This window comes from Nisaea sp. (assembly GCF_017640745.1).
Taxonomy (GTDB): domain Bacteria; phylum Pseudomonadota; class Alphaproteobacteria; order Thalassobaculales; family Thalassobaculaceae; genus Nisaea.
In genome coordinates, this window is the sequence record NZ_JAEPQA010000013.1 from 24,138 (window position 1) to 49,570 (window position 25,433).

23 protein-coding genes are annotated in these 25,433 nt (G+C 64.8%); 8 read left to right on the top strand and 15 right to left on the bottom strand.

The features are described 5' to 3' along the window. Positions 1-49: 49 nt before the first annotated feature. The gene (locus JJ959_RS10640) at positions 50-1,012 is read right to left on the bottom strand and encodes an N-carbamoyl-D-amino-acid hydrolase (RefSeq protein WP_366816987.1); all 963 of its coding nucleotides are present in this window, start codon (positions 1,010-1,012) and stop codon (positions 50-52) included. Here JJ959_RS10640 and JJ959_RS10645 point away from each other — a divergent pair. From JJ959_RS10645 to JJ959_RS10665, 5 genes are all read left to right on the top strand, one after another. Continuing rightward, positions 1,011-1,247 carry a hypothetical protein gene (locus tag JJ959_RS10645; protein ID WP_292883238.1) on the top strand — a complete coding sequence of 79 codons (237 nt, stop codon included), beginning with the start codon at positions 1,011-1,013 and terminating at the stop codon, positions 1,245-1,247. The two genes, JJ959_RS10640 and JJ959_RS10645, sit on opposite strands and share 2 nt — an antisense overlap. A gap of 379 nt (positions 1,248-1,626) precedes the next feature. Then, positions 1,627-2,691, top strand: a complete 1,065-nt coding sequence (locus tag JJ959_RS10650; RefSeq protein WP_292883241.1) for an ABC transporter substrate-binding protein — start codon at positions 1,627-1,629, stop codon at positions 2,689-2,691. 3 nt (positions 2,692-2,694) lie between these two features. Then, entirely contained in the window at positions 2,695-3,642 is a 948-nt protein-coding gene (locus JJ959_RS10655) for an ABC transporter permease (RefSeq protein WP_292883243.1), read from the top strand. Then, entirely contained in the window at positions 3,632-4,453 is an 822-nt protein-coding gene (locus JJ959_RS10660) for an ABC transporter ATP-binding protein (RefSeq protein ID WP_292883244.1), read from the top strand. Before JJ959_RS10655 ends, JJ959_RS10660 begins: the two co-directional genes overlap by 11 nt. 58 nt (positions 4,454-4,511) lie before the next feature. Continuing rightward, positions 4,512-6,050, top strand: coding sequence for an amidohydrolase family protein (locus JJ959_RS10665; RefSeq protein ID WP_292883247.1), 1,539 nt, complete (start codon positions 4,512-4,514; stop codon positions 6,048-6,050). A gap of 13 nt (positions 6,051-6,063) precedes the next feature. On the opposite strand, the gene JJ959_RS10670 is transcribed toward JJ959_RS10665, so the two are convergent. After that, positions 6,064-6,909 carry a GNAT family N-acetyltransferase gene (locus JJ959_RS10670; protein ID WP_292883250.1) on the bottom strand — a complete coding sequence of 282 codons (846 nt, stop codon included), beginning with the start codon at positions 6,907-6,909 and terminating at the stop codon, positions 6,064-6,066. After that, positions 6,909-7,652 carry an aspartate/glutamate racemase family protein gene (locus tag JJ959_RS10675; protein ID WP_292883251.1) on the bottom strand — a complete coding sequence of 248 codons (744 nt, stop codon included), beginning with the start codon at positions 7,650-7,652 and terminating at the stop codon, positions 6,909-6,911. The genes JJ959_RS10670 and JJ959_RS10675 overlap by 1 nt, the downstream gene beginning before the upstream one ends. A gap of 271 nt (positions 7,653-7,923) precedes the next feature. On the opposite strand from JJ959_RS10675, the gene JJ959_RS10680 reads away from it, so the two are divergent. Next, entirely contained in the window at positions 7,924-8,934 is a 1,011-nt protein-coding gene (locus JJ959_RS10680; protein ID WP_292883253.1) for a DMT family transporter, read from the top strand. Here the strand turns inward: JJ959_RS10680 and JJ959_RS10685 are convergent. The 4 genes from JJ959_RS10685 to eutB form a co-directional block, all read right to left on the bottom strand. Further along, positions 8,931-10,304 carry an aspartate aminotransferase family protein gene (locus JJ959_RS10685; protein ID WP_292883256.1) on the bottom strand — a complete coding sequence of 458 codons (1,374 nt, stop codon included), beginning with the start codon at positions 10,302-10,304 and terminating at the stop codon, positions 8,931-8,933. The two genes, JJ959_RS10680 and JJ959_RS10685, sit on opposite strands and share 4 nt — an antisense overlap. A 118-nt stretch (positions 10,305-10,422) precedes the next feature. After that, a complete protein-coding gene (locus tag JJ959_RS10690) occupies positions 10,423-10,902 on the bottom strand; it encodes an Lrp/AsnC family transcriptional regulator (protein ID WP_292883258.1) in 480 nt (159 codons plus the stop codon). Between the two features lie 9 nt (positions 10,903-10,911). Further along, a complete protein-coding gene (locus JJ959_RS10695) occupies positions 10,912-11,904 on the bottom strand; it encodes a cyclodeaminase (RefSeq protein ID WP_292883261.1) in 993 nt (330 codons plus the stop codon). Further along, on the bottom strand, positions 11,897-12,919 hold the full coding sequence (gene eutB, locus JJ959_RS10700) for a hydroxyectoine utilization dehydratase EutB (RefSeq protein ID WP_292883264.1): 1,023 nt from the start codon (positions 12,917-12,919) through the stop codon (positions 11,897-11,899). The genes JJ959_RS10695 and eutB overlap by 8 nt, the downstream gene beginning before the upstream one ends. Positions 12,920-13,067: 148 nt before the next feature. Here eutB and doeA point away from each other — a divergent pair, with 148 nt between their 5' ends. Then, entirely contained in the window at positions 13,068-14,267 is a 1,200-nt protein-coding gene (doeA, locus tag JJ959_RS10705) for an ectoine hydrolase DoeA (RefSeq protein WP_292883267.1), read from the top strand. Positions 14,268-14,273: 6 nt separating this feature from the next. Next, on the top strand, positions 14,274-15,437 hold the full coding sequence (argE, locus tag JJ959_RS10710; protein ID WP_292883270.1) for an acetylornithine deacetylase: 1,164 nt from the start codon (positions 14,274-14,276) through the stop codon (positions 15,435-15,437). Here the strand turns inward: argE and JJ959_RS10715 are convergent. The 8 genes from JJ959_RS10715 to JJ959_RS10750 all read right to left on the bottom strand — a co-directional run bounded on the left by JJ959_RS10715 (position 15,434) and on the right by JJ959_RS10750 (position 25,384). Then, on the bottom strand, positions 15,434-16,318 hold the full coding sequence (locus JJ959_RS10715) for a LysR family transcriptional regulator (RefSeq protein WP_292883273.1): 885 nt from the start codon (positions 16,316-16,318) through the stop codon (positions 15,434-15,436). The two genes, argE and JJ959_RS10715, sit on opposite strands and share 4 nt — an antisense overlap. A 22-nt stretch (positions 16,319-16,340) precedes the next feature. Further along, positions 16,341-16,553 (bottom strand): formate dehydrogenase subunit delta, encoded by a 213-nt coding sequence (locus JJ959_RS10720; protein ID WP_292883276.1) that lies wholly within the window; start codon positions 16,551-16,553, stop codon positions 16,341-16,343. Further along, positions 16,550-17,359: a formate dehydrogenase accessory sulfurtransferase FdhD gene (gene fdhD, locus JJ959_RS10725; RefSeq protein WP_292883279.1), complete on the bottom strand. Its 810-nt coding sequence runs from the start codon at positions 17,357-17,359 to the stop codon at positions 16,550-16,552. Before fdhD ends, JJ959_RS10720 begins: the two co-directional genes overlap by 4 nt. Before the next feature lie 7 nt (positions 17,360-17,366). After that, positions 17,367-20,219: a formate dehydrogenase subunit alpha gene (gene fdhF, locus JJ959_RS10730; RefSeq protein WP_292883282.1), complete on the bottom strand. Its 2,853-nt coding sequence runs from the start codon at positions 20,217-20,219 to the stop codon at positions 17,367-17,369. Positions 20,220-20,232: 13 nt separating this feature from the next. Then, positions 20,233-21,783 (bottom strand): formate dehydrogenase beta subunit, encoded by a 1,551-nt coding sequence (locus JJ959_RS10735; RefSeq protein ID WP_292883284.1) that lies wholly within the window; start codon positions 21,781-21,783, stop codon positions 20,233-20,235. Next, positions 21,780-22,253, bottom strand: coding sequence for an NAD(P)H-dependent oxidoreductase subunit E (locus JJ959_RS10740; protein WP_292883287.1), 474 nt, complete (start codon positions 22,251-22,253; stop codon positions 21,780-21,782). Before JJ959_RS10740 ends, JJ959_RS10735 begins: the two co-directional genes overlap by 4 nt. A gap of 164 nt (positions 22,254-22,417) precedes the next feature. Further along, positions 22,418-24,064 (bottom strand): CHASE domain-containing protein, encoded by a 1,647-nt coding sequence (locus tag JJ959_RS10745; RefSeq protein ID WP_292883290.1) that lies wholly within the window; start codon positions 24,062-24,064, stop codon positions 22,418-22,420. A gap of 318 nt (positions 24,065-24,382) precedes the next feature. After that, complete coding sequence (locus JJ959_RS10750; protein WP_292883292.1) at positions 24,383-25,384, bottom strand: sensor histidine kinase; 1,002 nt, start codon at positions 25,382-25,384, stop codon at positions 24,383-24,385. Between the last annotated feature and the right edge of the window lie 49 nt (positions 25,385-25,433).

A 25,433-nucleotide genomic window follows, 5' to 3' on the forward strand; every position in this document is an offset into this window, starting at 1 on the left:
GTTTTCCTCCTCCGTGAGCGGAGAGCGCTCGAAAATGAAAGACGCCGGGCTAATCCTCATGACCGAGCGCCGGATCGATGCGGACCGCCTCCTCCGGCGTGACGCAGCCCTTTGTTCCCGTGATGAGCCGGTAGGCCTCCGGCTCGCGATGACGTTCGAAAGCGAAGACACTTTGCCGGTAGGATGCGCAGAGGTCGAGATCGCAATCCGCGACGATCACCTCGTCCCCCTCGGTCACCGCGCATGCGATGGCCTCCCCGGTGGGCGCGATGATCTGGGTGCCGCCCATATGGTGCACCCCCTCCTCCATCCCGGCCTTGGCGACGCCGACGACGAAGGTGGCATTCTGATAGGCGCCCGCCTGCATGACCAGACTATTATGGTGCCAGGACAAGCGGTCATGCTCCGGCGCCGGAGGATTGTGGATCGGCGTATTGTAGCCAAGCAGCACCATCTCGACGCCCTGCAGTCCCATCACCCGATAGGTTTCCGGCCAGCGGCGGTCGTTGCAGATGCACATGCCGATGCGCCCGCCGAAACCGTCGAAAACGCGGAAGCCGAGATTGCCGGGCAGGAAGTAGCGCTTCTCCAGATGCTGGAAGGCGCGCCAGGGCTCGTTCTCCCGGTGCCCAGGCAAGTGGATCTTGCGGTACTTGCCAAGAAGCGCGCCGTCCGGACCGACAAGGATCGCGGTATTGAAACGCCGCCCGTCCGGCGTCAGCTCCGCATACCCGATCGAGATCCCCATCCCGAGCTGCTTCGCCTTCTCGAACAAGGGAGCGGTTTCCGGTCCCGGCATCTCGCGCTCGTAGTAGGCATCGAGATCCGCCTCTTTTTCGAAATACCAGCGGGGAAAGAAGGTCGTGAGCGCCAGTTCCGGATAGACGACAAGGTCCGCGCCGTGACCGGCCGCCGTCTCCAGCATGGCGATCAGCCGCTCGACGACCCGGCTACGGGTTTCGGACTTCGCCACCGGTCCCATCTGGGCGGCGGCAACCGTGACTATTCGCATGATCGATCTCCGCAAAGGCTATGCGGTCGGGAGAGTTTCCCGGACATTCTGCAAGATGCGGACCGAGTTCAACATCTGCCGGGAGCCAAGCATGCCGGGCTACGCGGAGGCATTGGAATTTTGCCCGTTTTGTCCGGATATCGCCCAGGCCGGGCCGGTGCACGGCTGGAGCAGGACCGAGGATCAGGATGCACAGATTTGCGGCACCAAGATTGCGGCAATGCACAAAAAATAGGACCGCTCTTGCGTATTATTTGGCGACAAATTTCATAATTAATTGAAAAAACAAACAAACCTGACTTGGTACAGTAATTGCGATTTCTGCTGTAGCGCAGCATCGCCTCGGCGATTGCTTATTGGTTGGCGTGCCACCCACTGTTGCGGTGATGCTTCTGCATTCCACGATAGTGCCGGTCGGGCACCGCCCGACCCGCCAGGACGGCACAGAGGGTTCCTCCCTTATCCGCGTGCCGGACGCGCTGAATGCAAGGTGTTCCCGTGACACCGCCCCCGCTGCCAAGCGGGGTGCGCGGAGGGCCACAACATCCCTCCGATGGCGCTGAACCGAACCGAAAAATCGGCGGCGGCGCAATGCTACACGGGGAGTGCTTAGCATGTGCGAACGACATGGATGCAACCATCTGCCTGACTTCGAAGCGATCCGGATGGATCGCCGCAAATTCCTGAAAACCACCGCCGCTGCCGGCGCAATCACCATGGCGGTCGGACCCGGCATGTTCGGCTCCGCGGCCTGGGCGGCGGACAGCACGATCAAGTCCACGCACGGGACCGGGTTCTGCAATCTCAATATCTTCCTCTCGCATGCCGTCCAGACGGCGAAGGAAGACGGCCTGACACTCGAATTCGTCAACACCCCGACCTTCGCCGAACAGGTCACCTTCCTCGGCATCGGTCAGGTCGACGTCGGTCTGATGCCCTACACCAGCTTCATGGCGCTCTATGATGCGGGCGCCCCGGTCAAGGTCGTCGCCGGCGGCGGCATCGAGGGCTGCGTCATCGTCGCCCGTCCGGGCCTCGACAGCGCGGAGAAGCTGAAGGGCAAGACCCTCGCGACCTTCCAGCTCGATACGCTGGAAGTGATGCCCTACGACTGGCTGAAGAAGCACGGCGTCAGCTTCAAGGACGTGAATGTCCGCTACATGGGCTCGACCCCGGAAGCGGTCGAGGCCTTCAAGGCCGGCGCGGTCGACTGGATCTGCACCATCGAGCCCTACGGCACCGCACTGGTGAACGACGTTCCGGGCGCAGTGATGCTCTCCGATGGTACGGACATCTACGGTAAGGGCTACACGGACTGCGTCCTCGCTGCCCGCTCCTCGCTGATCGACGAGAACCGCGACGGTCTGAAAGCGCTCATCAAGGGCATGATGAAAGCCCAGCTGATGGCCGAGTCCGATCCGGCGGGCACGCTCGAGAAGCTGGTCGGCACCTACTACAAGACCTCGATGGAGAACGCGAAGATCGCCATGGCGAAACAGCCGGCGGTGGTCGATGCCCGTCCGCAAACCGACTTCATCCTCGACCGGACCGACAGCCTGGTCGAGATGGGCTACATCAAGAACAAGCCCGACCGGAACGCCATCGACTGGGGACCGCTCGAAGAGGTCATCGCCGAGAATCCGGACCTCTACGGCAAGCTCAAATACAAGGCGGCCTGATCCATGGCCGCGGTCTCAACTGACCGGACTTCGGTCGGCGAGACCGGCAAGATTGCCGGCGGACAGAAAAGTCCGCCGGCGCCCGCCGGTCTGACCCTGCCGGAGCCGCTGCGCGAGATCCTGCCGAAGATCGGCTGGACGCTCGTATCCGTCGGGATGTTTTCCCTGATTTGGGAGATCCTCTGGGCCATCGGATGGGCGGACCCAAAACTCCTCCCGCCGCCGCATATCTTCCTCGGCGACTTCGCGGACCAAGCGAAGTTCTTCAACACCGCCCAGCGCTGGGCAATCGGCGTTTCCGCCTCTGCCGGACCGAGCCCCTGGCAGGCGGTTCTCATCACCGTCGTCTCGTCGGCGATGCGAGTCTTCGTCGGCATCACCATTGCCGCTCTGCTCGCCCTCTCGCTCGGCGTGGCGATCCGTTACTGGGTCGCCGTCGAGCGCCTGACCCTGCCGACGGTCACCCTGCTCTCACCGGTCTCGCCCATTGCCTGGCTGCCGGTGGCGATCTTCCTCTTCGGCATCGGCAACGCGCCGGCCATCTTCATGGTGGTGATCGCGCTGTTTTTCCACATGACCATCGCCACCATCAACCACATCGACGGCGTGAACAGGAACCTGATCAACGTCGCCCGGACCATGGGGGCGACCAAGGCGCAGATCTACCGCCGCGTGATCATTCCCGCGATCCTGCCGGGCGTCTTCGTCATCCTGCGTCTCAATCTCTTCGGCGCCTGGATGGTGGTGCTGATCGCCGAATCCACCGGCGTCGGCTACGGCCTCGGCCAGGTCATCATGCTCGCGCGCAATACCTTCAATCCGTCGCTCGTCTTCTTCTGCATCGCGCTGATCGGCTTCCTCGGCTTTGCCACCGACTACGCCATGCGCATGGTCCAGAAGCGGGTGCTTTACTGGGTCAACGACCCATCGGGGGTGCTCCGTGGCCTCTAACGCGAACGAAACCAACGGCCCCGCGGTCTCCTGCCGCGGCGTCGGCAAGATCTGGGCGGCCGGCACGTCCCGGGCCCACGAGGCGCTGAAGGATATCGATCTCGAAATCGAACCTGGCGAGTTCGTCGTTCTTCTCGGTCCTTCCGGTTGCGGCAAGAGCACCCTGCTCTACCTGATCGCCGGTCTGGAGGAAAAAACCTCGGGGCTGCTGACCTATTTCGGCGATGCGGTCTCCGCGCCCTCGCCGGACCGCAGTCTCATCTTCCAGGAGACCTCGCTCTTTCCATGGCTCAGCGTCTGGGAGAATGTCAGCTTCGGCCTGCAGATTCGCGGCGAGAGCGAGCCGGACAGGCGTGCGGCTGCAAAAGAGGTGCTGCAACGGGTTGGGCTCGCCGAAGCGGGCTCGAAACGGCCGGACGAACTCTCCGGCGGCATGCGCCAGCGCGTTGCCGTGGCGCGAGCTTTGGCGATGCGGCCCCGGGTGCTGCTGATGGACGAGCCCTTTGCGGCCCTCGACGTCCAGACCCGGCAGAAGATGCAGGATTTCCTGATCGATGTCTGGCGGGACAGCGGCGCCTCGGTGGTCTTCGTCACCCACCATATCGACGAGGCCGTCGCCCTCGCCGACCGGGTCTGCGTGTTCACTTCACGGCCCGGCCGCATCAAGGAGACCGTCAAGGTCGACCTGCCCCGTCCCCGCGATCCCTTCTCGCCGGAATGCGAGGAGCTACGCAAGCAGCTGACCCAGCTGCTGAAGGACGAGGTCGACCGCGCCTTCGAGGAGCAGGAAAAGATGGCTGAAGCCGTCTGAGGCGGTCCGCCCGCATCCCGCTCCACAACCGAATTCTTCTTTTCAACGGAGGGACGTCATGTCCAGTTCCCTGATCCGCAGCAGCGCCATGATCACGCGCGCCATCGACCGCCACACTATCGAGGAGATCGCCGACGGCGCCGTGCTCCAGGAAGACGGTGTGATCACCAAAATCGGCACCTATGCCGACCTCTCACGCCAGCATCCGGACGTGCCGGTGGTCGGCACCGGCCGCGAGGTCATGCTGCCCGGTTTCGTCAACGGCCATCACCATGTCGGCCTGACGCCGGTGCAGCTCGGCTCGCCGGACATGCCGCTTGAGCTCTGGTTCATCACGCGGATGATCTGCCGCAACGTGAACGTCTATCTCGACACGCTCTATTCGGCCTTCGAGATGATCTCTTCCGGCATCACCACCGTGCAGCACATCCATGGCTGGATGCCGGGCAAGCTGAACCAGGTCGAAGGCTATTCCGAGCAGGTCCTCAAGGCCTATGACGATATCGGCATGCGGGTGTCCTATTGCTTCGCCGTGCGCGACCAGAACCGGCTGGTCTATCAGGCGGACGAGGAGTTCGTCGCCTCCCTGCCGAAAGCCCTGCAGGACCCGATGAAGCGCTGGTTCGACCGCTTCCAGATGAGCCTCGACGATTCCATGGCGATGTTCGAGAGCCTCTACGGCAAGCATCACAACAAGTCGCGCACCAAGATCCAGCTCGCGCCGGCGAACCTGCACTGGTGCTCCGACAGGGCGCTGACCGCGCTCTCGGACACCTCGAAGAAATACGACGCTCCGCTGCACATGCATCTGGTGGAGACCGCCTACCAGAAAGAATATGCGCGGCGCCGGGGCGACTGCACGGCGCTCGAATATCTCGACCGGTTCGACCTCTTGAGCCCGCGCCTGACCCTCGGGCACGGCGTCTGGCTGAATGAGAGCGACATCGACAAGATCGCCGAGACAGGCGTCTGCGTCTGCCACAACTGCTCCTCCAACTTCCGCCTGCGCTCTGGGCTCGCCGCGCTCAACGTGTTCGAGATCAAGGGCGTGAACACCGCCATCGGCCTCGACGAGGCCGGGATCAACGACGACCGCGACATGCTGCAGGAAATGCGCATGGTGCTCCGCGCCCACCGCGTTCCCGGCATGGACGACGTGGTTCCGACCTCGCCGCAGGTGCTGCGCATGGCGACCAGCGGCGGCGCGAAGACCACGCCCTACGGCGAGACCATCGGAACGCTGGAGGTCGGCAAGAAGGCGGACCTGTCGCTGATCGACTGGGCGCAGGTCTCCTATCCCTATCTCGACGAAGAGATGCCGCTGCTCGACGCGGTGGTACAGCGCGCCAAGACCGAGGGCGTGCGCATGGTGATGTGCGACGGCGAGATCATCTATCGCGACGGAATCTTCACCAAGGTCGACAAGGAAGGCGCCCTGAAGGCGCTGCACGACGACCTGCAATCCGCCCTCTCGAACGACGAGGTCGAGCGCCGGGAACTCTCGAAGGCGCTGCTGCCGCACGTGAAGGAGTTCTACGCGAACTATTACGACCCGGAGAAACACGAGCCGTTCTACCGGCCGAGTTCCCGGGTCTAAGGGGATCGCGGGGTCACCCCAGTTCGAAGGAGGTGACCCCGAAGATCCGGGAGAGGTCCATGTCGGGGGCCGCGCCCCTGTACATGCGCGCGGTCTCGAAGACGGGGCTCAGCCCCAGCTGCTCGGCGAGCCGGACCGCCGCCGCGTTGGGTTCCGGGACATCGAGAAAGATCTCGTTCGTCTCGACCGCGCCGATGGTGGCGGCGGCAAGCGCGCCGGCCACTTCCGCATCCATGGCGAAAAGCGGGCCGATCTTCGCCCCGGATACGCAGGGGCGCGACACGGCATATCCGGCAAGAGTTCCGCCCCGATAGGCCGCGAAAGCGGCATGGCCGCGCGTCCGGAGCCAGGCATCCAGAAAAGTCTCGCGTGCGACCGGAAACGCGGTCCGGTCAAAAGCTTTCAACGCCTCGTCGGGTGCCTTCAGCGCACGGATCTCGAGCCCAGGAACGGCCGCCGGCAGAGCCGGCGCCCCACCATAACGGATGTTCCGATAGGCCAGCTCGAATCCGGAGCGCTTGTAGTTCTCCTGCTCCGCCACCACACCGTCGAGCCCGACCGTACGGTCGCCCGCATGGGCCATGCCTTCCTGCCAGAGCCGGTAGCCGTAGCCTTTGCCGCGATGCTCCGGCTGCACGATGTAGAAACCGAGAAACGAGAAGGCGTCGTCGTAATTCACCACCGAGATCGAGGCGATCATCCGGCCGTCGAGAAAACCGCCGATGAAGCCTGCCGGATCGACGCTGGCAAAACACTGCGCGTCGCGCTCTCCGGGGTTCCAGCCTTCCGCCGCCGCCCAGGCCACCGCGTCATCGATATCCGCGGCAGTCATCGGCCTCATCACGTAATTGTCGCCCATCAGGCCTTTGCCTCCGGGGCCGCGAAGGCGAAGGCGCCGGTATATTTCTTCGCCCGCGGCGCCTCGTAGGCGCGCCGCTTGCAGGTCTTGATCCCGAGCCCGACCATCGCCTCGGCGAATTTCACCGCGGCCGCGACGCCGTCGATCACGGGCACCCCGGTTTCCTTCGTCAGCGCATCGGCAAGGTCGGTCATCCCGGCGCAGCCGAGCAGCACCGCCTCGGCATGATCGTGCTCGATCGCGGCCAGTACCTCTTCGCGCACTTTCGCCGCCGCGCCGCCGCCCTCTTCCTCGAGCGCGAGCACGGGGATCTCGGCGGAACGCACCTTCCGGCACTGACGTTCGAAGCCGTATTTGAAGGCCAGCGCCTCTATGATCGGCACCGCGCGCGGCAGAGTGGTCACGACCGAAAAGCCATGCCCCACCATGGAGGCTGCCGCCATCGCCGCCTCGCAGATACCGATCACCGGGATATCCAGAACCTCGCGGCAGGCCTCGAGGCCCGGATCGTCGAAACAGGCGATGACCAAAGCGTCGGCGCCTTCCGCCGCCCCCTTCTTCGCCTCGCAGAGCAATCCCGGCACGCAATAGGCCTCGTCGTAATGTCCCTCGATACTGACCGGCCCGTCGGCAGGATTGCGCGCGACGATTTCGGTGCCCGGCGCCGCGACGGCGATGGCCGTCTCGCGGATCTTGTCCGTCATCGAGGCGGTGGTGTTCGGATTGACGACCAGAATCTTCATGGAATCCCTCAGACCATTCCCTTGTCCGCGTCCGAACCGCGGCGCCTCTGGCGCCAGCGGAAGAGCAGGACGGCGGACAGGCTAACACCGATCACGACGAGGGACAGCGCTCTCGTTCATCGCCTTGCGGAACCACACTCATGGCAGCGATCTGATGGACAGCGGGCCGGCCGGCCCGCAAAATGCCAGTCTTCCAATCGGTCAATCAGAGGTCGCGACGGCGTCATATCCGCTCCTCCGAAACCGGCGCGCCCTTTCAAGGACTCCGAAATTGGTCAGCGAGCCAGACAAGAAAACCGCCTCCGCCCCTGTCTCCGCCCTCGCCGATCGTCTGTCGCAGTTCACCGCCCGCATCATGGAGCCCGTCGCTGGCCCGTTCCGGACGCTTCCCGGTAATGCGCGGGGCGCGATCTGGATCCTGCTCGCGAGCTTCTTCTTCACCGTCATGGTCGCGCTGATCAAATCGGTCGGCGGTGAGATATCGGTGTTCCAGATCCTGCTCTTCCGGCAGATCGTGATGACCTGCACGGTGCTGCCGATCCTGGTCTCCGGCTTTCCCGAGATCCTGAAGACGCGCCACCTTCACCTGCATCTGGTGCGCGTCGCGCTCGCCGTCGTCGCCATGACCTGCGGCTTCACCGCCTTCATTCACCTGCCCCTCGCGGAGGCGACCGCCATCGGTTTCGCCAAGAGTCTGTTCGTGACGGTTCTCGCCCTCTTCATCCTGCGTGAGGTCGCGGGGCCGCGACGCTGGCTCGCCGTTCTGGTCGGTTTCGCCGGCGTGCTGATCATGGTCCAGCCTGGGCCGGCCGGGTTCAATTTCTACTCGATCCTCGCCGTCATCGCGGCGGCGGCCGCGGCGGGGGTCATGGTGATCATCCGCAAGCTGTCCCGTCACGACCGCTCGGTCACGATCCTCAGCTACCAGGCGATCATGGTCGGGCTGCTGATGCTGGTGCCGACCGTCTATTACTGGGTGACGCCGACGCTGGAACAATGGCTGATCATGGGCGCCATCGGCCTCTTCTCGGTGGTCGGCCAGCTGATGAACATCCAGGGCTTCAAGGAGGGCGAGGCCTCGGCGGTGGCGCCCATGGATTATACCCGCCTGATCTACGCCGCCCTGATCGGCTTCGCGGTGTTCGGCGAGGTCCCGGATCTCGACACCGCGCTCGGCGCCGCGCTGATCATCGGGACCTCGATCTATACCGTCCGCGCCGAGAAGCGCGCCGGCGAGCGCAGCCGCAAGGCCGAGCCCGCCGGAGACAGCAGCTCTTCCTAGGCACCGAGCCCCTTCTTCACCGCCTTCACCGCCGCGTCAACGATGATGTCCGCCTCGGCCCGCGTCAGGCAGAGCGGCGGAGCGAAGCCGATGACGTCGGAATGCGGCATGGCGCGGGCGATCACGCCCTCACCGAGCAGCGCGTTCGCCACCGACCATCCGGCCTTTTTCGCGGGATCGAAGAAGCGCCTGTCGTCCCTGTCCTCGACCAGCTCGACCGCCGCGATCATGCCTTCGCCGCGCACCTCGCCCACATTCGGATGGCCGCCGAGCGCGTCCCGGAGCGCCGAGCTGAAATAGGCGCCGGTCTCGCCGGCATTCGCGACAAGGCCGAGGCTGTCGATCAGCTTCAGGTTGGCGATGCCGGCCGCGGCCCCTATCGGATGGGCGGAATAGGTCCAGCCATGGCCGATGGCGCCGAACTCGTCCGTGCCCTGCTCCAGCACCTTCCAGACCCTGTCCGAAATGATCGAGCCGGAAAGCGGCGCGTAGGCCGAGGTCAGGCCCTTGGCGATGGAGATGATATCGGCCTCGATGCCGTAGTGGTCCGAACCCATCATCGAGCCGAGACGGCCGAAGCCTGTGACCACCTCGTCGGCGATCAGCAGGATGTCGTGCTTCTTAAGGATCGGCTGGATCGCCTCCCAGTAGCCGGGCGGCGGCGGCACGATCCCGCCGGTGCCGAGCAGCGGCTCGCCGATGAAGGCGGCGATTGTGTCCGCGCCCTCGCGCTCGATCAGCGCTTCCAGCTCGGCCGCGCAATGGGCGGTGAACTGTTCCTCGCTCATGCCCGGCTTGGCCTGGCGGTAATAGTAGGGCGCCTCGGTGTGCAGCACCTGCGGCAGCGGCAGATCGAATTTCTTATGGAAAAGCTCCAGTCCGGTCAGCGAGCCGGTCATCAGCCCGGAGCCGTGATAGCCGCGCCAGCGCGAGATGATCTTCTTCTTCTCGGGCCGTCCGAGCACGTTGTTGTAGTACCAGACGAGCTTGATGTTGGTCTCGTTCGCGTCGGAGCCGCCGAGGCCGAAATAGACCTTGGACATGTTCTTCGGCGCCCGGTCGACGACCATCTTGGCAAGCGTGATCGAGGCCTCGGTGCCGTGCCCGACATAGGAATGATAATAGGCCAGCTCATGCGCCTGCGCGGCGATGGCGTCGGCGATCTCGGTCCGGCCATAGCCGACATTCACGCAATAGAGCCCGGCGAAGGCATCGAGCATCTGCTTGCCGTCCCGGTCCTCGATATAGACCCCGGAGCCGCCGGTGATGACCCGGGTGGGGGTCTCCCCGCGGGCATGCTGGGCGAGATGGGTCGAGGGATGGAAGAAGTTCTCCCGGTCCCACTGGGCGAGCTGGTCGTTGGTGAGCATGGCTGCTCCTTTCGAAAGCCTGTTCTCAATGCTGGGCTGGTTTCGAAGGAGAGTATCGGGAGCGGCGGGAGAATGTCTGTCTGAATTGCGCGGGGACGGCAGAGAGATTTTCGCGCTATCAGCCGCCTGCCAGAAGGTCTATCGGGAAACCCGCTGCGCCTTTCACCTCCTTGGTGACGACATAGGTGTAATAGCGCTTCACTCCGGCGTCGCTCTCCAGCAGCCGGTCGATCAGGCGCTGGTAGCTCGCGACATTGCGGGTCACGACCTGAAGGAGATAGTCGAGCCCGCCGCCGAGAGCCCAGCAGGCGACGATCTCGCGCTCCGCCCTAACCTTCGCCTCGAAACGCGAGAAATCCTCGCTCCTGTGATTGTCGAGCTCGACGGTGACGAAGACCGCCATGTGTTCCGCCAGCGCCTCGAGCGCGATGCGGGCACCGTAGCCGCGCACGATGCCGGCCGCCTCCAGCCGCTGCAGCCGCTCCCAGCAGGGCGTGTTGGAGAGATTGACCCGCTTCGCCAGCTCGGATTTCGAGATCCGTCCCTCCTCCTGCAGGATGGCGAGGATCTTCAGGTCGCGGGCGTCGAGCTTCAGCATCGGCGGGCCTCAGGCGGAAATGACGGCGCCGGTCCCGGCCCGCGCCGCCAGCGCGACGGCATGGGTGGCGATGGCGGTATCCTGCGCTCCGGTCCCGGTCAGGTCCGCGAGGGTGATGTCGCTCGGAGCCTGGCGTCCTTTCGCCTTGCCTGCGATCACATCGCCAAGCTCCGAGAACGTCTGGTCAGGCCTGGCGGCACCGGCCGCGATGGCAGCGCGCAGCTCGCCCTGGATACGGCACTGGCTGAGCCGGTCGGGGACATAGGCGGAGAGCCGCTCGAAGGCGGTGGGGTCGATCTCCACCTTTCCAGGCTGGTCCGAACCCATCGCGGTCACATGCAGGCCGTCGTGCAGCCAGTCCGCCCGCAGCACCGGCTCCCGCGCCGGCGTCGTGGTGACGACAAGCTGGCTCTCGGCGACGAGCCGGGCCGGATCCGACTCCGCCCACGCTTCGATGCCGAGCATCCGGGCGAGATCGGCGGCACAGGCCGTAGCGCGCTCCGGATCGCGCCCCCAGACCAGCACCCGTTCGAACGGCCGGACCAGCCGCGCCGCCTCGATCTGCAGCCGCGCCTGCACACCGGTCCCGAACACGCCCGCCGTATGCACATTTCCCGGGGCGAGATGGCGCGCTGCTACGGCACCCGCAGCGGCAGTGCGAACATCGGTCAGGTATCCGTTATCCAGCAGAAGCGCCTCGACGAGGCCTGTCTTCGCCGAAAAGAGGATCATCAGGCCGTTGAGGCTCGGCAGGCCAAGCTTCGGATTGTCGAAAAAGCCCGGACTGACCTTGATCGCGAACCCGTCGAATCCGGGGATATAGGCGGTCTTCACATCCACCTCGCCGTTCGCGGCCGGAATCTCCATGGAGAGGATCGGCGGCATGACGACCTCGCCCGAGGCGAGCGCCCGGAACGCGCTCTCGACCACGTCGACGGCCGCGAGATCGAGCTTCACCAGGTCCCGGAGGTCGGCTTCGGTCAGGATCTTGATGTCAGGCATGATAGGGCCGCCCTTCGAGCGTGAGGTCTCCGAGGCGGACGGAACGCCCGGCCATGATGTCATGATGCACGGACATGTCGAGATTGCGACCGGTCACGATCATCGCCGCCGGGCCCGCGAGCCGGGGCAGCTTGCCCGCGATAAGCGCCGCCGCGCCGACCGCCGAGCCGCCTTCGCAGACGATCCGGTCTTCGTAATAGAGCGTCTGCATCGCACGGTAGATCTCTTCCTCGGTCACCAGAATGGCGTCGTCCAGCAGGTCGCGGCACATATCGAGGGTCAGCCGGTTTTCGGCCCCGAGCCCGCCGCCAAGCGAATCCGCAAGGCTCGGCACCTCCTCGACGGAGACATTGCGCCCGGCCGCAAGCGATTCATACATCGCCGCGCCCCGATCCATCGAGATCCCGATCACCCGGACGGCGGGTTTCACCGCCTTCGCCGCGAGCGCGATCCCGGCCGCGAGTCCGCCGCCCGAGAGCGGGATCAGCAAAGTCTCCAGACCCGGGCGTGCCTCCATGAGCTCAAGCCCGATGGTCCCCTGCCCCGCGATCACCAGCGGATCGTCGAAGGGCGGAATCTCCGCCAAGCCCTCCTGCTCGACCAGCCGCCGGCTTTCCTCCGCCGCCTCGTCCTGCGAGCGTCCGATGATCCGGACCTCGGCGCCGAGCGCGCGGATGCCGTCCACCTTCGCCTGCGGCACCAGCTCCGACATGCAGACCGCCGCCCTCATCCCCCGAGCCTTCGCGGCATAGGCAACACCTCGCCCGTGATTGCCGGTCGAGCAGCAGGTGACACCCGGGCAATCGTCCGGAAGTGCCGCAATGGCATTCGCCGCACCACGGATCTTGAAGGCGCCGATCGGCTGGGCGAGTTCAAGTTTCAACAGGATTTCCGTCCCGGCATGGGCCGAAAGATACGACGAGGGCACCAGCGGCGTCTCCAGCGCGATCCCGGCGATCGCACCGCGCGCCGCTTCCACCGTCGCGTTCGAGAGTTCCCGGCGCCAATCGCTCACAGACAAATTTCCTTCCGAAGGGGACAAGTAATTGTGCTTTTTTCTTTTCAGCATCGGCCACATGTGGCGGCGATTGTCAAATCGACGATGTTGATGCTCAATCGCCGCAACTGCCTGATTTCGCAACGCCATCCATGGATTTCCCGCGATGCCCGACGTCAAACTGCCGTTTTCCCGCGACGAATATGCCGAACGTCTCGCCAGGGTCCGTGTTGCCATGGAGAAGGCCGGGGTCGAGGTCCTGTTCGTATCCGACCCCTCGAACATGGCCTGGCTGACCGGCTATGACGGCTGGTCCTTCTATGTCCACCAGGGCGTGATCGTCGGCCCCGAAGGCCAGCCGATCTTCTGGGGCCGCGGCATGGACGCCAAGGGCGCGATGCGCACCTGCTACATGGACGAGGACAATATCCGCGGCTACGCCGACGATTACGTCATGGCCTCCGACCGGCATGCGATGCAGGACCTCGCGCAGGTCCTCGCCGACCGCGGCTGGAACGGCAAGACCCTCGGCGTCGAGATGGAGAACTACTACTACTCCGCCCGCGCCCACTCTGTGCTGACCAAACACCACGAAGGCGAGGTCGAGGACGCGACGGGCCTCGTGAACTGGCAGCGCGGCGTGAAGTCCCCGACCGAGCTCAAATACATGCGCCGGGCGGCCCGCATCGTCGAGAAGATGCATTCCGCGATCTACGAGCTGATGCGACCGGGCCTCAGGAAGAACGAACTGGTGGCGGAGATCTACCGCACCGGCCTGATGGGCGGCGAGGACGAGGAAGGCAGCTTCGGCGGCGACTATCCCGCCATCGTGCCGCTGCTGCCCACCGGCAAGGACGCCAGTGCCGCGCATCTGACCTGGGACGATGCAGAGCTGGAGCCGCACGCAGCCACCTTCTTCGAGATCGCCGGCTGCTACCGCCACTATCACGCCCCGCTCTGCCGCACGATCCATCTCGGCCCGCCGCCGCTCGACATGCTGCGCGCAGAGGAAGTGGTCCTCGAAGGGATCACGGACGGGATCGAGGCGGCGCGCGCCGGCAACACCACAGGCGACATCGCCCGCGCTTTCTATGCTGTGCTGGAGAAGCACGGCGTGAAGCGCGAGGGCCGCTGCGGCTATCCGATCGGGCTCTCCTATCCACCGGACTGGGGCGAGCGCACCATGTCGATCCGCCCGAGCGACAATTCCGTGCTGCAGCCGAACATGACCTTCCACTTCATGCCGGCACTCTGGATGGACGATTGGGGGCTGGAGATCACCGAGACCATCCGCATCACCGAGGACGGCCCGGCCGAATGCCTCGCCAATGTCGAGCGCAAGCTCTTCGTAAAGGAGGATGCATAAGCCGTTATGCAGGCAACCCGCGAAGAGACCCTCTCGATCCTCCAGGACCTGATCGGCTTCCCGACGGTTTCCGCCGACAGCAATCTGGCGCTGATCGGCTATGCGGCGGACCGGCTCCGCGATCTCGGAGCCGAGGTGAAGCTCTACCGCGACGAAAGCGGGGCCAAGGCCAATCTCTTCGCCACCATCGGCCCCGAGGTCGACGGCGGGATCGTGCTCTCAGGGCACAGCGACGTGGTGCCGGTTGCGGATCAGGACTGGTCGAGCGACCCGTTCGAGATGCGGATCGCGGACGGCAAGGCCTACGGGCGCGGCACCTGCGACATGAAGGGCTTCATCGCCGCCTCCCTGGCGATGGCGCCGCACTATGCCGCGCAGGACCTGAAGCGGCCGGTGCATTTTGCCTTCACCCATGACGAGGAGGTTGGCTGCCTCGGCGCGCAGGCACTGATGCACGACCTTGCCCTGCTGCCCTTCCGCCCCGCCGTCTGCATCATCGGCGAGCCGACCGAGATGCGGATCATCGAAGGGCACAAGGGTTGCTGCGAATATACCGTCACCTTCACCGGCATGGAGGGGCACGGCTCGCAGCCCGACCTCGGCGTCAACGCGGTCGAATATGCGGTGCGCTACGTGACCAAGCTGATGGAACTGCGCGAGGCGCTGAAAGGCCGGGTGCCGGAGGGCTCGCGCTTCGATCCGCCCTGGAGCACCCTGCAGATCGGCCGGCTTTCCGGCGGCGTCGCCCATAACGTCATTCCCGGCCTGGCGACCCTCGACTGGGAAATGCGCCCAGTCGTGAAGGCGGACATGGATTTCGTGAAAGACCGGATCGCCGATTATGTGAAAGACGAGCTGCTGCCCGCCATGCGCAAGGTCTCGCCGGATGCCGACATTGTCACGCAAGTGATTGGAGAGGTCGACGGGCTGGAGCCGGTTCCAGAAAACGAGGCGCTCCGCATCGTCGCCGAGCTGACCGGGGCAAACGGCGCTGATCTCGTGGCCTTCGGCACCGAGGCCGGACTGTTCCAGAAGCTCGGGATCTCCACCGTCGTCTGCGGCCCCGGCTCCATCGAGCAGGCCCACAAACCCGACGAGTTCATCGCACTCGACCAGATCGACCAGTGCCTGACCATGCTGGAAAGGCTGACGGCGAAGCTGACCACCTAGGGCGCAAACGCGCTCGCGATATCGCCGAGGGAAGACACCAGGATCGGCAGCGGATCTCGGTCCTGCACGGCAAGGCCGACAGTGTATTCCACAACCGGATCGACCAGCCTGATGGCCGTCAACCCGCTCGCCGTCCCGATCGTCCGCTCAACGATCTCGGGCAGGACCGCCGCGAAGCCGCCATCCTGCACATGGGCACAGATGCTGATGATCGAATTGCTCTCGACCTCCGGAACGGCGACGCAGGAGGCCTGCCGGAAGGCCGCATCGACGATCCGGCGGTTCTGCATGTCGCGCGTCAGCAGACAGAGCGGGAGCGACGCCGCCTCGGCCCAGGAAACGGTCTCACGTCCGGCGAAGGGGTGCTCCCGGGCAACGAACAAGCGGTAAGACTCCCGGTACAGCGGCCAGGTCTTGCAGTCCTCCAGCGGCTCGTTGTCGAGATAGGTGATACCGGCGTCGATCGAGTAATCCTCAAGCTGACGGATGATCTCGTTCGAGGTCCGCGAGACGATGCTGAAGCCGACCTGGGGATAGAGCTTGCGCAGCGGCCCCGTCAGATCGGGCGTCATCGGCAGGGCGGAGGGGATCACGCCGAGGGTGATGGAGCCGCGCAGATCCCCGGTCAGCGCCTCAAGCTCCTCGCGCATGCCCTCGCAATCCTCGACGATGCGCTTGGCCCAGCGCAGCACGCGCTGCCCCTCCTCCGTCAGACCGTGATACCGCTGCCCGCGCATCACGATGGAGACGCCGAGTTCCTGCTCAAGCTGGCGGATCCGGCCGGAAAGGGTCGGCTGGGTGACGTTGCAGATTTCGGCCGCGCGGGTGAAATGTTCTTCCTGGGCGAGCGCGATGAGATAGCGGAGCTGGCGAATATCCATCGGGAGGGAACTGCTCTCGGATCTAGCTGGCGATCGCCTTTTCTACACCCTCCCGCGCGAGATCGGTCAAACCATCCGCATTTTTCCTGAGGGTATCCGCAATGCCGGCCCGCATCCGCGGATCCCAGAAATCCCGGATATGCTGGGCGATCCCCGCCACCGCATCGTCGTGACCGTAGGGTTTGAAGAAGTCGGCGATCTGGTTGGCCATACGGATCAGTTCGTCGGAATTCATGCTGCCGGCTCCTCGGCCGTGAGTGTGTCGAAGATCATGAGTTCGCCCTCGCCCGCGACGGCGAGGGTCAGTCCCGCCTCTTCCGCCGCCCGGAGCGAGAGACTTGTCGGAGCGGAGGCCGCGGCCACGAACGGCACGCCGATCGCCGCCGCCTTCTGCACCATCTCGAAGCTGATCCGGCTGGACAGCAGGATGAAACAGCGGGAGCGGTCGATATCGAGCCGTGCCGCCACGCCGGCGAGCTTGTCGAGTGCGTTGTGACGGCCGACATCCTCCCGTACCGCGAGGATCTCGCCCCCTGTTCCGCACAGTGCGGCCGCGTGGGTCGAGCGGTTCTCGCGCCGCATCTCCTGCAGCCCCGGAAACGCCGCATAGGCGGCGAGCACCGCGTCCGTCCGGGGAATATACCCGCGCACTTTCGGCAAGGTCGGAACCGCCGCGGCCAAAGTCTGCGCGCCGCAGATCCCGCAGCCGGCGCGGGCAGGAAGATTGCGCCGCCGAGCCTCCGCCCGTAAGGCATCGGCCTCGGAGACCCTAAGATTGATCACGTAGCCGTCCGCCGCACCGGCGACGGCGCACCGGAGCAGGCCGTTCCGGTCGCGAACGATCCCCTCATTGAGCGCGAAGCCGATGGCAAAATCCTCAAGATCCGCAGGCGTCGCCATGACCACGGCGAAATGCGCGCCGTTCACCAGGATCGCGACGGGAACCTCCTCGGCGACGGACCATCGTGCCGGTCCCGGCCGGGCGCCTCCGCTGACCGTGCCCCAAACCGCCTGGGAGACCGGATACTCGGTAGAGTTCACCCGCATTTTACTCCGCCGCCTCGATCTCGATCCGGTAGTTCTTCCGCCGCGCCTCTTCATGCTCGTCCTGCCAGCCGGACGGACGGTTGGAGCGCGTCACCTGAACGGCGGTAACCTTGTATTCGGGGCAGTTGGTCGCCCAGTCGGAATTGTCCGTGGTGATGACGTTGGCGCCGGTCAGCGGATGGTGGAAGGTCGTGTAGACGACGCCTTGCGGCATCCGTTCCGACACCTCGGCCCGGAGCGTGGTCGCACCCATGCGGCTGGCAAGCGAAACCATGTCGCCGTCGGCGATCCCGCGCTCCTCCGCATCGAAGGGATGGATCTCCAGGATGTCCTCGCCATGCCAGCGGTTGTTCTCGGTGCGGCGGGTCTGTGCGCCGACATTGTACTGGCTGAGGATCCGGCCGGTCGTCAGGATCAGCGGATACATCCGCGTGCTGCGTTCGGTGGTCGGGACATATTCCGTCACCATGAACAGGCCCTTGCCACGCACGAAGCCATCCACATGCATGACCGGCGAGCCGTTCGGGAAGGCCTCGTTCACCGGCCATTGCAGCTGTTCGCCCGCATCCAGCCGGGCATGGGAAACGCCGGCGAAGCTCGGCGTCAGACGCGCAATCTCCACCATGATCTCGTGGCTGCCGGAATAGGACATCGGATAGCCCATGGCGGTCGCAAGGCGGCAGACAGCTTCCCACTCGCTGAGACCGGACTTCTCTTGCATCGCCGGACGCACCCGGTTGATGCGGCGCTCGGCATTGGTGAAGGTGCCGTCCTTCTCGAGGAAGGAGGTGCCCGGCAGGAAGACATGGGCGAAGGCCGCGGTCTCGTTCAGGAACAGGTCCTGCACGATCAGGCAATCGAGCGACTTCAACGCCTCTTCCACATGCTGGGTATTCGGGTCCGACTGGGCGATGTCCTCGCCCTGCACGAACATGCCCCGGAAGCTGCCGTCGATCGCGGCGGAGAACATGTTCGGAATGCGCAGGCCCGGCTCGCTCAAGAGCGGCACGCCCCAGTCCGTCTCGAACAGGTTTCGCACCACGTCGTCGCCGACATGGCGGTATCCCGGAAACTCGTGCGGGAAGGAGCCCATGTCGCAGGAGCCCTGCACGTTGTTCTGGCCCCGAAGCGGGTTCACGCCGACGCCCTCGCGCCCGATATTGCCGGTCGCCATGGCGAGGTTGGCCATCGCCATGACCATGGTCGAACCCTGGGAATGTTCGGTGACGCCGAGGCCGTAATAGATCGCCCCGTTGCCGCCGCTGGCGAAAAGACGGGCAGCCTTGCGGATGTCCTCTGCCGGAGCGCCGATGATTTCGGCCAGCGCTTCCGGACTGTTCCGCTCTTCCGCGACGAAGGAGACCCAGCGGGCGAACTCCTTCACGTCGCAGCGCTCGCGGACGAAATCCTCGTCCACCAGCCCCTCGGTCACGATCACATGCGCAAGCGCGTTCATCACGGCGACGTTCGTACCCGGACGGAGCTGGATATGATGCGCCGCCTTGATATGCGGCGATTTCACGAGGTCGATCCGGCGCGGATCGAGCACGATGATCTCGGCCCCTTCCCTGAGCCGCTTCTTCATCCGGCTGGCGAAAACCGGATGCGCGTCGGTCGGGTTGGCGCCGATCAGCAAGATCACGTCGGACTTTTCGACCGACTTGAAGTTCTGCGTGCCGGCGGAGGTGCCAAAGGTGGTCTTCAGGCCGTAGCCGGTCGGCGAGTGGCAGACCCGGGCGCAGGTATCGACGTTGTTGGTGCCGAAGGCCGCGCGGATCATCTTCTGCACGACATAGACTTCCTCGTTCGTGCAGCGCGAGGAGGTGATGCCGCCGATGGAGCCCTTGCCGTATTTCGCCTGCACTGCCTTCAGCCTCTCGGCGGCGAAGGAGATCGCCTCGTCCCAGGAAACCTTGCGCCAGGGGTCGGTGATCTTCTCGCGGATCATCGGCTTGGTCTGGCGGTCCTTGTGGGTGGCGTAGCCGAAGGCGAAACGGCCCTTCACGCAGGAATGGCCCTCGTTCGCGCCACCATCCTTCCACGGCACCATGCGGACGACCTCGTCGCCCTGCATCTCGGCCCGGAAGGAGCATCCGACGCCGCAATAGGCGCAGGTGGTCACGACGCTGCGCGACGGGATGCCCTTCTCGACCACGGATTTCTCGACCAGCGTCGCGGTCGGGCAGGCCTGCACGCAGGCGCCGCAGGAGACGCAGTCGGAGGCGAAGAAATCGTCGGCGGCCGTGCCCGGCGAGACCCGGCTCTCGAAACCGCGTCCGGAAATGGTCAGAGCGAACGTGCCCTGAACTTCCTCGCAGGCGCGCACGCAGCGCGAGCAGACAATGCATTTCGACGGGTCGTACTGGAAATAGGGATTGGAGACGTCCGCCTCGGCCTTCGTCTCCGGCGCGAAATGGCTCTCTCCGTCCATGCCGTAGCGGACCTCGCGCAGACCGACCGTGCCGGCCATGTCCTGCAGCTCGCAGTCGCCGTTGGTCGGGCAGGTCAGACAGTCCAGCGGGTGGTCGGAGATATAGAGCTCCATGATGCCCTTGCGGATGCGCTCCAGACGCGTGTTCTGGGTCGTCACCTTCATGCCCTCGGTGACGGGCGTGGTGCAGGAGGACGGGGTGCCGCGCACGCCCTCGATCTCCACCAGGCACATGCGGCAGGAGCCCCAGGCGTCGACCATGTCTGTGGCGCAGAGCTTGGGGATCGGCCGGTCGATCCGGGAGGCCGCGTACATGACGGAGCTGCCTTCCGGCACTGTAACTTCCGAGCCGTCGATGAAGAGGGTGACCGGCTTGCCGTCGCCCGCAGGCGTGCCGTGATCGTGCTGCCTTTGATAGGTCATTCTTGTTTCCTCCCTATTCGGCCGCGAGGACCGAAGCGCGTTCAAAATCCTCGGGGAACAGCCGGATGGCGGAGAGCACGGGCACGGGAGTCAGGCCGCCCATGGCGCAGAGCGAGCCATCCGTCATCAGTTCGCAGAGGTCTCCGACGAGCGCGATGTTGCGGGCGACATTCTCGCCCCGGAGTATCTTCTCGACGGTCTCCCGGCCGCGCACTGCGCCGATCCGGCAGGGTGTGCATTTCCCGCAGCTTTCCTCCGCGCAGAATTGGAAGGCGAAGCGGGCCATCTCGGCCATGTCGACCGTCTCGTCGAACACGGTGATGCCGCCATGGCCGAGCATTGCGTTATTCTCAGCGAGTGCCTCGTAATCCATCGGAAGGTCGAGCATCTCCTCCGAGACATAGGCGCCGAGCGGGCCGCCGAGCTGTGCGGAGCGGAAGGGACGACCGGTCGCGGTGCCGCCGCCGAACGTCTCGATGAGCTCGCGGATGGTGACGCCGAAGGCCTTCTCGACAAGGCCGCCGCGCCGAATGTTGCCGGCAAGCTGGAAGGCCTGGGTCCCGCGCGAGCGCCCCATGCCGAATTCCCTATAGAACTCCGCGCCTTTGGCGAGGATCACCGGCACGGTCGCGAGCGTGAGGACATTGTTCACCACCGTCGGCTTTCCGAAGAGCCCGCGGATCGCCGGGATCGGCGGCTTCGAGCGCACCGTCCCGCGCCTGCCCTCGATGCTGTTGAGCATCGAGCTTTCCTCGCCGCAGATATAGGCGCCGGCGCCGCGCCGGATCGAGATTTGAAAGTCCTTCCCGCTGCCGCGGATGTTCGCGCCGAGCCAGCCCGCCTCCCCCAGCGCCTCGATGGCACGGGCCATCTTGGAGATCGCGTGCGGGTACTCCGAACGGATATAGACGATGCCGTGCCGGGCGCCGGTGGCGAGACCGGCGATCGCCATGCCCTCCAGCAGAGTGAAGGGATCGCCCTCCATCAGCATGCGGTCGGCAAAGGTTCCGCTGTCGCCCTCGTCGGCGTTGCAGCAGATGTATTTCTCCGCCGCGTCCTGCTTGCGTACGGTGTGCCATTTGATACCAGCGGGGAAACCGGCGCCGCCGCGGCCCCGGAGGCCGGCCTGCAACACCGCCTCACAGATCGTCTCGTCGGTCATGATGAGCGCAACCTTCAAGCCCTCGAGCCCGCCATGCGCCTCGTAGTCCTTCACCGAGAGCGGATCGATCACGCCGACACGCGCGAAGGTCAACCGCTCCTGGTTCTTCAGATAATCGATCTCCTCGGTCGGGCCGAGGGCGAGCGGGTGCTCCGTACCGGCTTGGATCGCGTCGAGCAGCGCTCCGGCCTGATCCGGCGTCACCGGTCCGAAGGCCATGCGTCCGTCGGGACCGTCCCACTCGACCAGCGGCTCCAGCCAGAGCAGCCCGCGCGACCCGTTGCGCACAATTGTCAGATTAAGGCCGCGCCCGACAGCCGCAGCCGCAAGCGCCTTGGCGACCCGCTCCGCGCCGACCGAGAGAGCGGCAGCATCGTCCGGGACATAGAGGATCATGCTCATCGTCCGGCCTCCTCGATCGCGGCGTCGAGCGAGGGTCCGTCGGCCCGGCCGATCAATTCGGAACCGACCATTGCCGCCGGGGCGAGGGCGCAATTTCCGAGGCAATAGACCGGCTCGAAAGTGATGCCCGCCACCGTCGCCTCGGAGAGCGACACGCCATAGCGCGACAGGATCTGCTCGGTCAGCGCTTCCGCCCCCATGGAGCGGCAGGCCTCCGCCTGGCAGATCCTGACCGTGACCCGGCCTCCCGGCGCGGTCCTGAAATCGTGATAGAAGCTGACGACGCCGTGGACTTCCGCCTTCGAGAGATTCAGGCATTCGGCGAGCGCCGGAACGCAGGCTTCCGGCACGTACCCGATTTTCTCCTGCAGGTCATGCAGGACCTCCAGCAGCATCGGCGCCTGATTGCCATATGCGGCGCAGAGCGTGCGCACATCAAGGGTTTCGGGCCGTTCAGCGGTCACCGGCATGAGCATATCTCGCAATCGTCTTGTCGCATGCCCGCTTTACCGCGGGTTGAGACAGAAGCATTTACGAGCAGCGCCGCGCGATCCAATCGTTAGTACCGATGGATCGATTGATATCCTCTATGACGCGAGCGAGGTTTGCGACCGGCGGGCGGCCGGCCGCGCGGTCAGCCGGCCTCCTCGGCCGGTTCCGCCAAGGGAATGCTGATGAAGATCCGCGAGCGGGAAGCGGAGAATGCGCGCTCGATGGTGCCGCCGAGTTCGAGCTTGATACTGGCGTCGATCAGCCGGGTTCCGAAGCCTTTGCGCCCAGTACTCTCGGCAACGTCCGGCTCTGCGTCCGGGGCCGCCTCGGGACGCTCCTCGATCCATTCGAGAGACAGGTGGTCACCATCGTTGATCAGTTCCCAGCTTACCTTGAGGCTGCCGCCGGGTCCCGACACGCCGCCATATTTCAGCGCATTGGTCGCCAGTTCGTGGAAGGTCAGGCCAAGCGCCTGGATCGCCGTGTCGCCAAGCTCCACCGCCGGTCCATCGACTGCACCGTCAGCAATATGATCGCCGAAGACCTGTTGCAGTTCGCCGCGCAGCAAGGTCTCGAGATCCGGGTTCCGGTGTCCCGACCGGGTCAGCAGGTCCTGGGCGTTCGCCATCGCCTGCATGCGCGCCTCGAAGGACCGGCTGAAATCCTCCAGCGTCTCTGAATTCAGCGCGGTCTGCCGCGCCATGGCGAGGATCCGGGTGATCGAGTTCTTGATCCGGTGCTTGGTCTCGTGCAGGAGAAGGTCCTTCTCCTCCACCGCCTTCTCTGTCAGGACCTGGATTTCCCTGGCCGCTTCCATCGCACGGGCCTGCAGCCGCGCAACCGCGGCAAGCGCGGCGGAGAGCAACAGGAAAATCGCTCCGAGGACAGTGGTACGCCAGTAACGCGATGCATCGAAGAAAGCCTGGGTCTCGTGCGCCGTGATGGTCCAAGAGCGCCCTGCGATGGGGATCTTGCGTTCGACGGTGAAGCTGCTCGATGCGGACATCTCGTCATATCCTTCCGAATGGAAGAGGAGCTCGGACTGCCCGTCGGTCGTGTCCCGGGTCTCGACGACAAGCGGGAGCTGGTCAGGGCGCTCCAACGCCGCCTGGTGAAAATCCCCGGCCCGGAACGCGGCATAGACGAAACCGATCGGCTCTGCCCGATAGGCGATCCCGGTTCCAGAACGGTAGAGCGGCGTATAGACAAGGAACCCGGCCTGCTTGACCGATGTCACCTCCTGCACCAGCGAGACCGGCGCGCTCGCCGTATCTTGTCCGGTCTCGATCGCGGTCTGCATCGCACGTCGGCGCAGCGGCTCGCTGAACATGTCGTAGCCGAGCGCGGCCTCGTTCCGGAAATTGTGCGGCTCGAGCAGCACGATGACCGCGCGCCGGTCCTGGTCCGTTTCCGGCCAGGCCTTGATCGCCCAGTCGTAGTTCCGCTCCAGCTCCGCCTCGACGTCCCGCTCCTGACCCGCCGGCAGGAAACGCGCAAAGCCGAGGCCCTGCAGGCCGTCAAACCGCTGCTCGATTTCCAGTCCGTCGACATAGGAGATGAAATCCTGCCGGGACACCGAACCGCGGCTGGTGGTGAAATAGGCGTTGGTCGCACGAAGCAATGCAAGTGAGCGCCTCAGACGCTCGCCGATCCGGTCGACCGTATCGTCGGCAAGGGCCTCGAAACGGGCTTGTTCGGCAGCTTCTTCGGCCCGGTAGACAACGATCGTTGTCGCCAGTCCGATCGATCCGACCAGGAGGAAAACCAGCAGCGGGAAATATCGGCTCAAGAATACGGTCCTTGAAAATTCGTTAACTTTTTACGGCCTCCCCCGCGCTTCCGCAATTCTTTCAATTTGAAGCAATTCCGACCCGCCTCATGAGCGGGAACCGGGGGATATCGGCAGCCTCAGCGGACCTGAAACTGAGAGAGGAAGAAGGTCTGTAGAAGGCGGGAGGAACAAATTCGGGCCTTAATCGTTATCACTATAACTGCAGCAACGCTGAGCGTTCTTACAAAAAAGAAAGCCGCACGACTGCAGACGGAATTCCAACTCCCGAGAGGTTTAGGCCGGCGCTGTCGCTCCCCTGACGGCGCCGGCAATTTTTTAGTCTTCTGCGCGTTGCTGGAATTTCAGCCTGTAGCAGACCCGGTCGTCGTCATAACTGTATTCGGCCTCGCCGCCGACCGCGTTCGGAACGACCCGCTGCAATACAATGCTGCCGAACACGCTCTGATCCGCGATCGCATCATCGCTGAGAGTCAGTCCCTTCCTGTTCTCCGACCAGGTGACGGCAACCTGCGGACACTCGTTCTTCTTGCGGACCGAGACGCAGGAAATTTCGATCGGCGCGCCGCCGGCGCGCATCGTTCCGGCACCCGCCGCGTTCACCACAAGCTCATGCAGCGCGAGCCCGACATGCAGCGCCTCGTTCGGATTGAGCCAGAGATTCTCGCCCGTGACGGAGACAGAACCCGGCACTTCCGGCAGGTATTTCTCGATCTGCTGCTCGGCAAGATCGTAGAAACGCGCGCCGCGCCAGCTTGAATCCGTGATCAGGTCCTGGGATTGGGAAAGGGAATGGAGACGGCCGAAGAACTTGCGCTTGAAGAACTCCAGGTCCGGCGCGAAACGCGCGGTCTGGTTCGCGATGCTCTGGATGATCGCCAGCAGGTTCTTCGAGCGGTGACTCAGCTCCCGCAGCAAGGCGCGCAGAATTCTCTCCCGTCGCCGCTCTTCGGTCAGATCGATTATCGTCGTCATGACAGAGACGGATCCGTCGGCCGCGCGGATCGGCTCGACATGGATTTCGAAGAACAGCTCGTCTCCCGGGGAGATTTCGGTTCGTCGCTTTTCCCCGGCCCCCATCGCCTCGCGTTTCAGCGCGGCGATCTCGGCGCCGCTGCCGGCACCGAAAATGGTGCTGTCGTCGGGGTCGCGCTCGGCCTCCACCGACCAGCAGTCCGGGAGATTGGCGATAAATACATAACCGAGATCGGCGCCCTGGAGCGTTACGCAGACACCGGACCGGATCAGTGCCCGAACCAGATAATCGCTGAGCTCGGACTCGTCCTGGTCTGCCTTCTTCCAGGTCAGAGACTCTTTCACAGCCTTCGAACCTCCCAAGATACCGGAATCGGTTGCGGGCGCCGCACCC

Excerpts from the sequence above, each read along its gene's own strand:
- JJ959_RS10645 (WP_292883238.1), top strand. The coding sequence starts at position 1,011 with ATGATCGATCTCCGCAAAGGCTATGCGGTCGGGAGAGTTTCCCGGACA.
- JJ959_RS10640 (WP_366816987.1), bottom strand. The coding sequence starts at position 1,012 with ATGCGAATAGTCACGGTTGCCGCCGCCCAGATGGGACCGGTGGCGAAG.
- JJ959_RS10650 (WP_292883241.1), top strand. The coding sequence starts at position 1,627 with ATGTGCGAACGACATGGATGCAACCATCTGCCTGACTTCGAAGCGATC.
- JJ959_RS10655 (WP_292883243.1), top strand. The coding sequence starts at position 2,695 with ATGGCCGCGGTCTCAACTGACCGGACTTCGGTCGGCGAGACCGGCAAG.
- JJ959_RS10665 (WP_292883247.1), top strand. The coding sequence starts at position 4,512 with ATGTCCAGTTCCCTGATCCGCAGCAGCGCCATGATCACGCGCGCCATC.
- JJ959_RS10670 (WP_292883250.1), bottom strand. The coding sequence starts at position 6,909 with ATGGGCGACAATTACGTGATGAGGCCGATGACTGCCGCGGATATCGAT.
- JJ959_RS10675 (WP_292883251.1), bottom strand. The coding sequence starts at position 7,652 with ATGAAGATTCTGGTCGTCAATCCGAACACCACCGCCTCGATGACGGAC.
- JJ959_RS10685 (WP_292883256.1), bottom strand. The coding sequence starts at position 10,304 with ATGCTCACCAACGACCAGCTCGCCCAGTGGGACCGGGAGAACTTCTTC.
- JJ959_RS10690 (WP_292883258.1), bottom strand. The coding sequence starts at position 10,902 with ATGCTGAAGCTCGACGCCCGCGACCTGAAGATCCTCGCCATCCTGCAG.
- JJ959_RS10695 (WP_292883261.1), bottom strand. The coding sequence starts at position 11,904 with ATGCCTGACATCAAGATCCTGACCGAAGCCGACCTCCGGGACCTGGTG.
- doeA (WP_292883267.1), top strand. The coding sequence starts at position 13,068 with ATGCCCGACGTCAAACTGCCGTTTTCCCGCGACGAATATGCCGAACGT.
- argE (WP_292883270.1), top strand. The coding sequence starts at position 14,274 with ATGCAGGCAACCCGCGAAGAGACCCTCTCGATCCTCCAGGACCTGATC.
- JJ959_RS10715 (WP_292883273.1), bottom strand. The coding sequence starts at position 16,318 with ATGGATATTCGCCAGCTCCGCTATCTCATCGCGCTCGCCCAGGAAGAA.
- JJ959_RS10720 (WP_292883276.1), bottom strand. The coding sequence starts at position 16,553 with ATGAATTCCGACGAACTGATCCGTATGGCCAACCAGATCGCCGACTTC.
- fdhF (WP_292883282.1), bottom strand. The coding sequence starts at position 20,219 with ATGACCTATCAAAGGCAGCACGATCACGGCACGCCTGCGGGCGACGGC.
- JJ959_RS10735 (WP_292883284.1), bottom strand. The coding sequence starts at position 21,783 with ATGAGCATGATCCTCTATGTCCCGGACGATGCTGCCGCTCTCTCGGTC.
- JJ959_RS10740 (WP_292883287.1), bottom strand. The coding sequence starts at position 22,253 with ATGCCGGTGACCGCTGAACGGCCCGAAACCCTTGATGTGCGCACGCTC.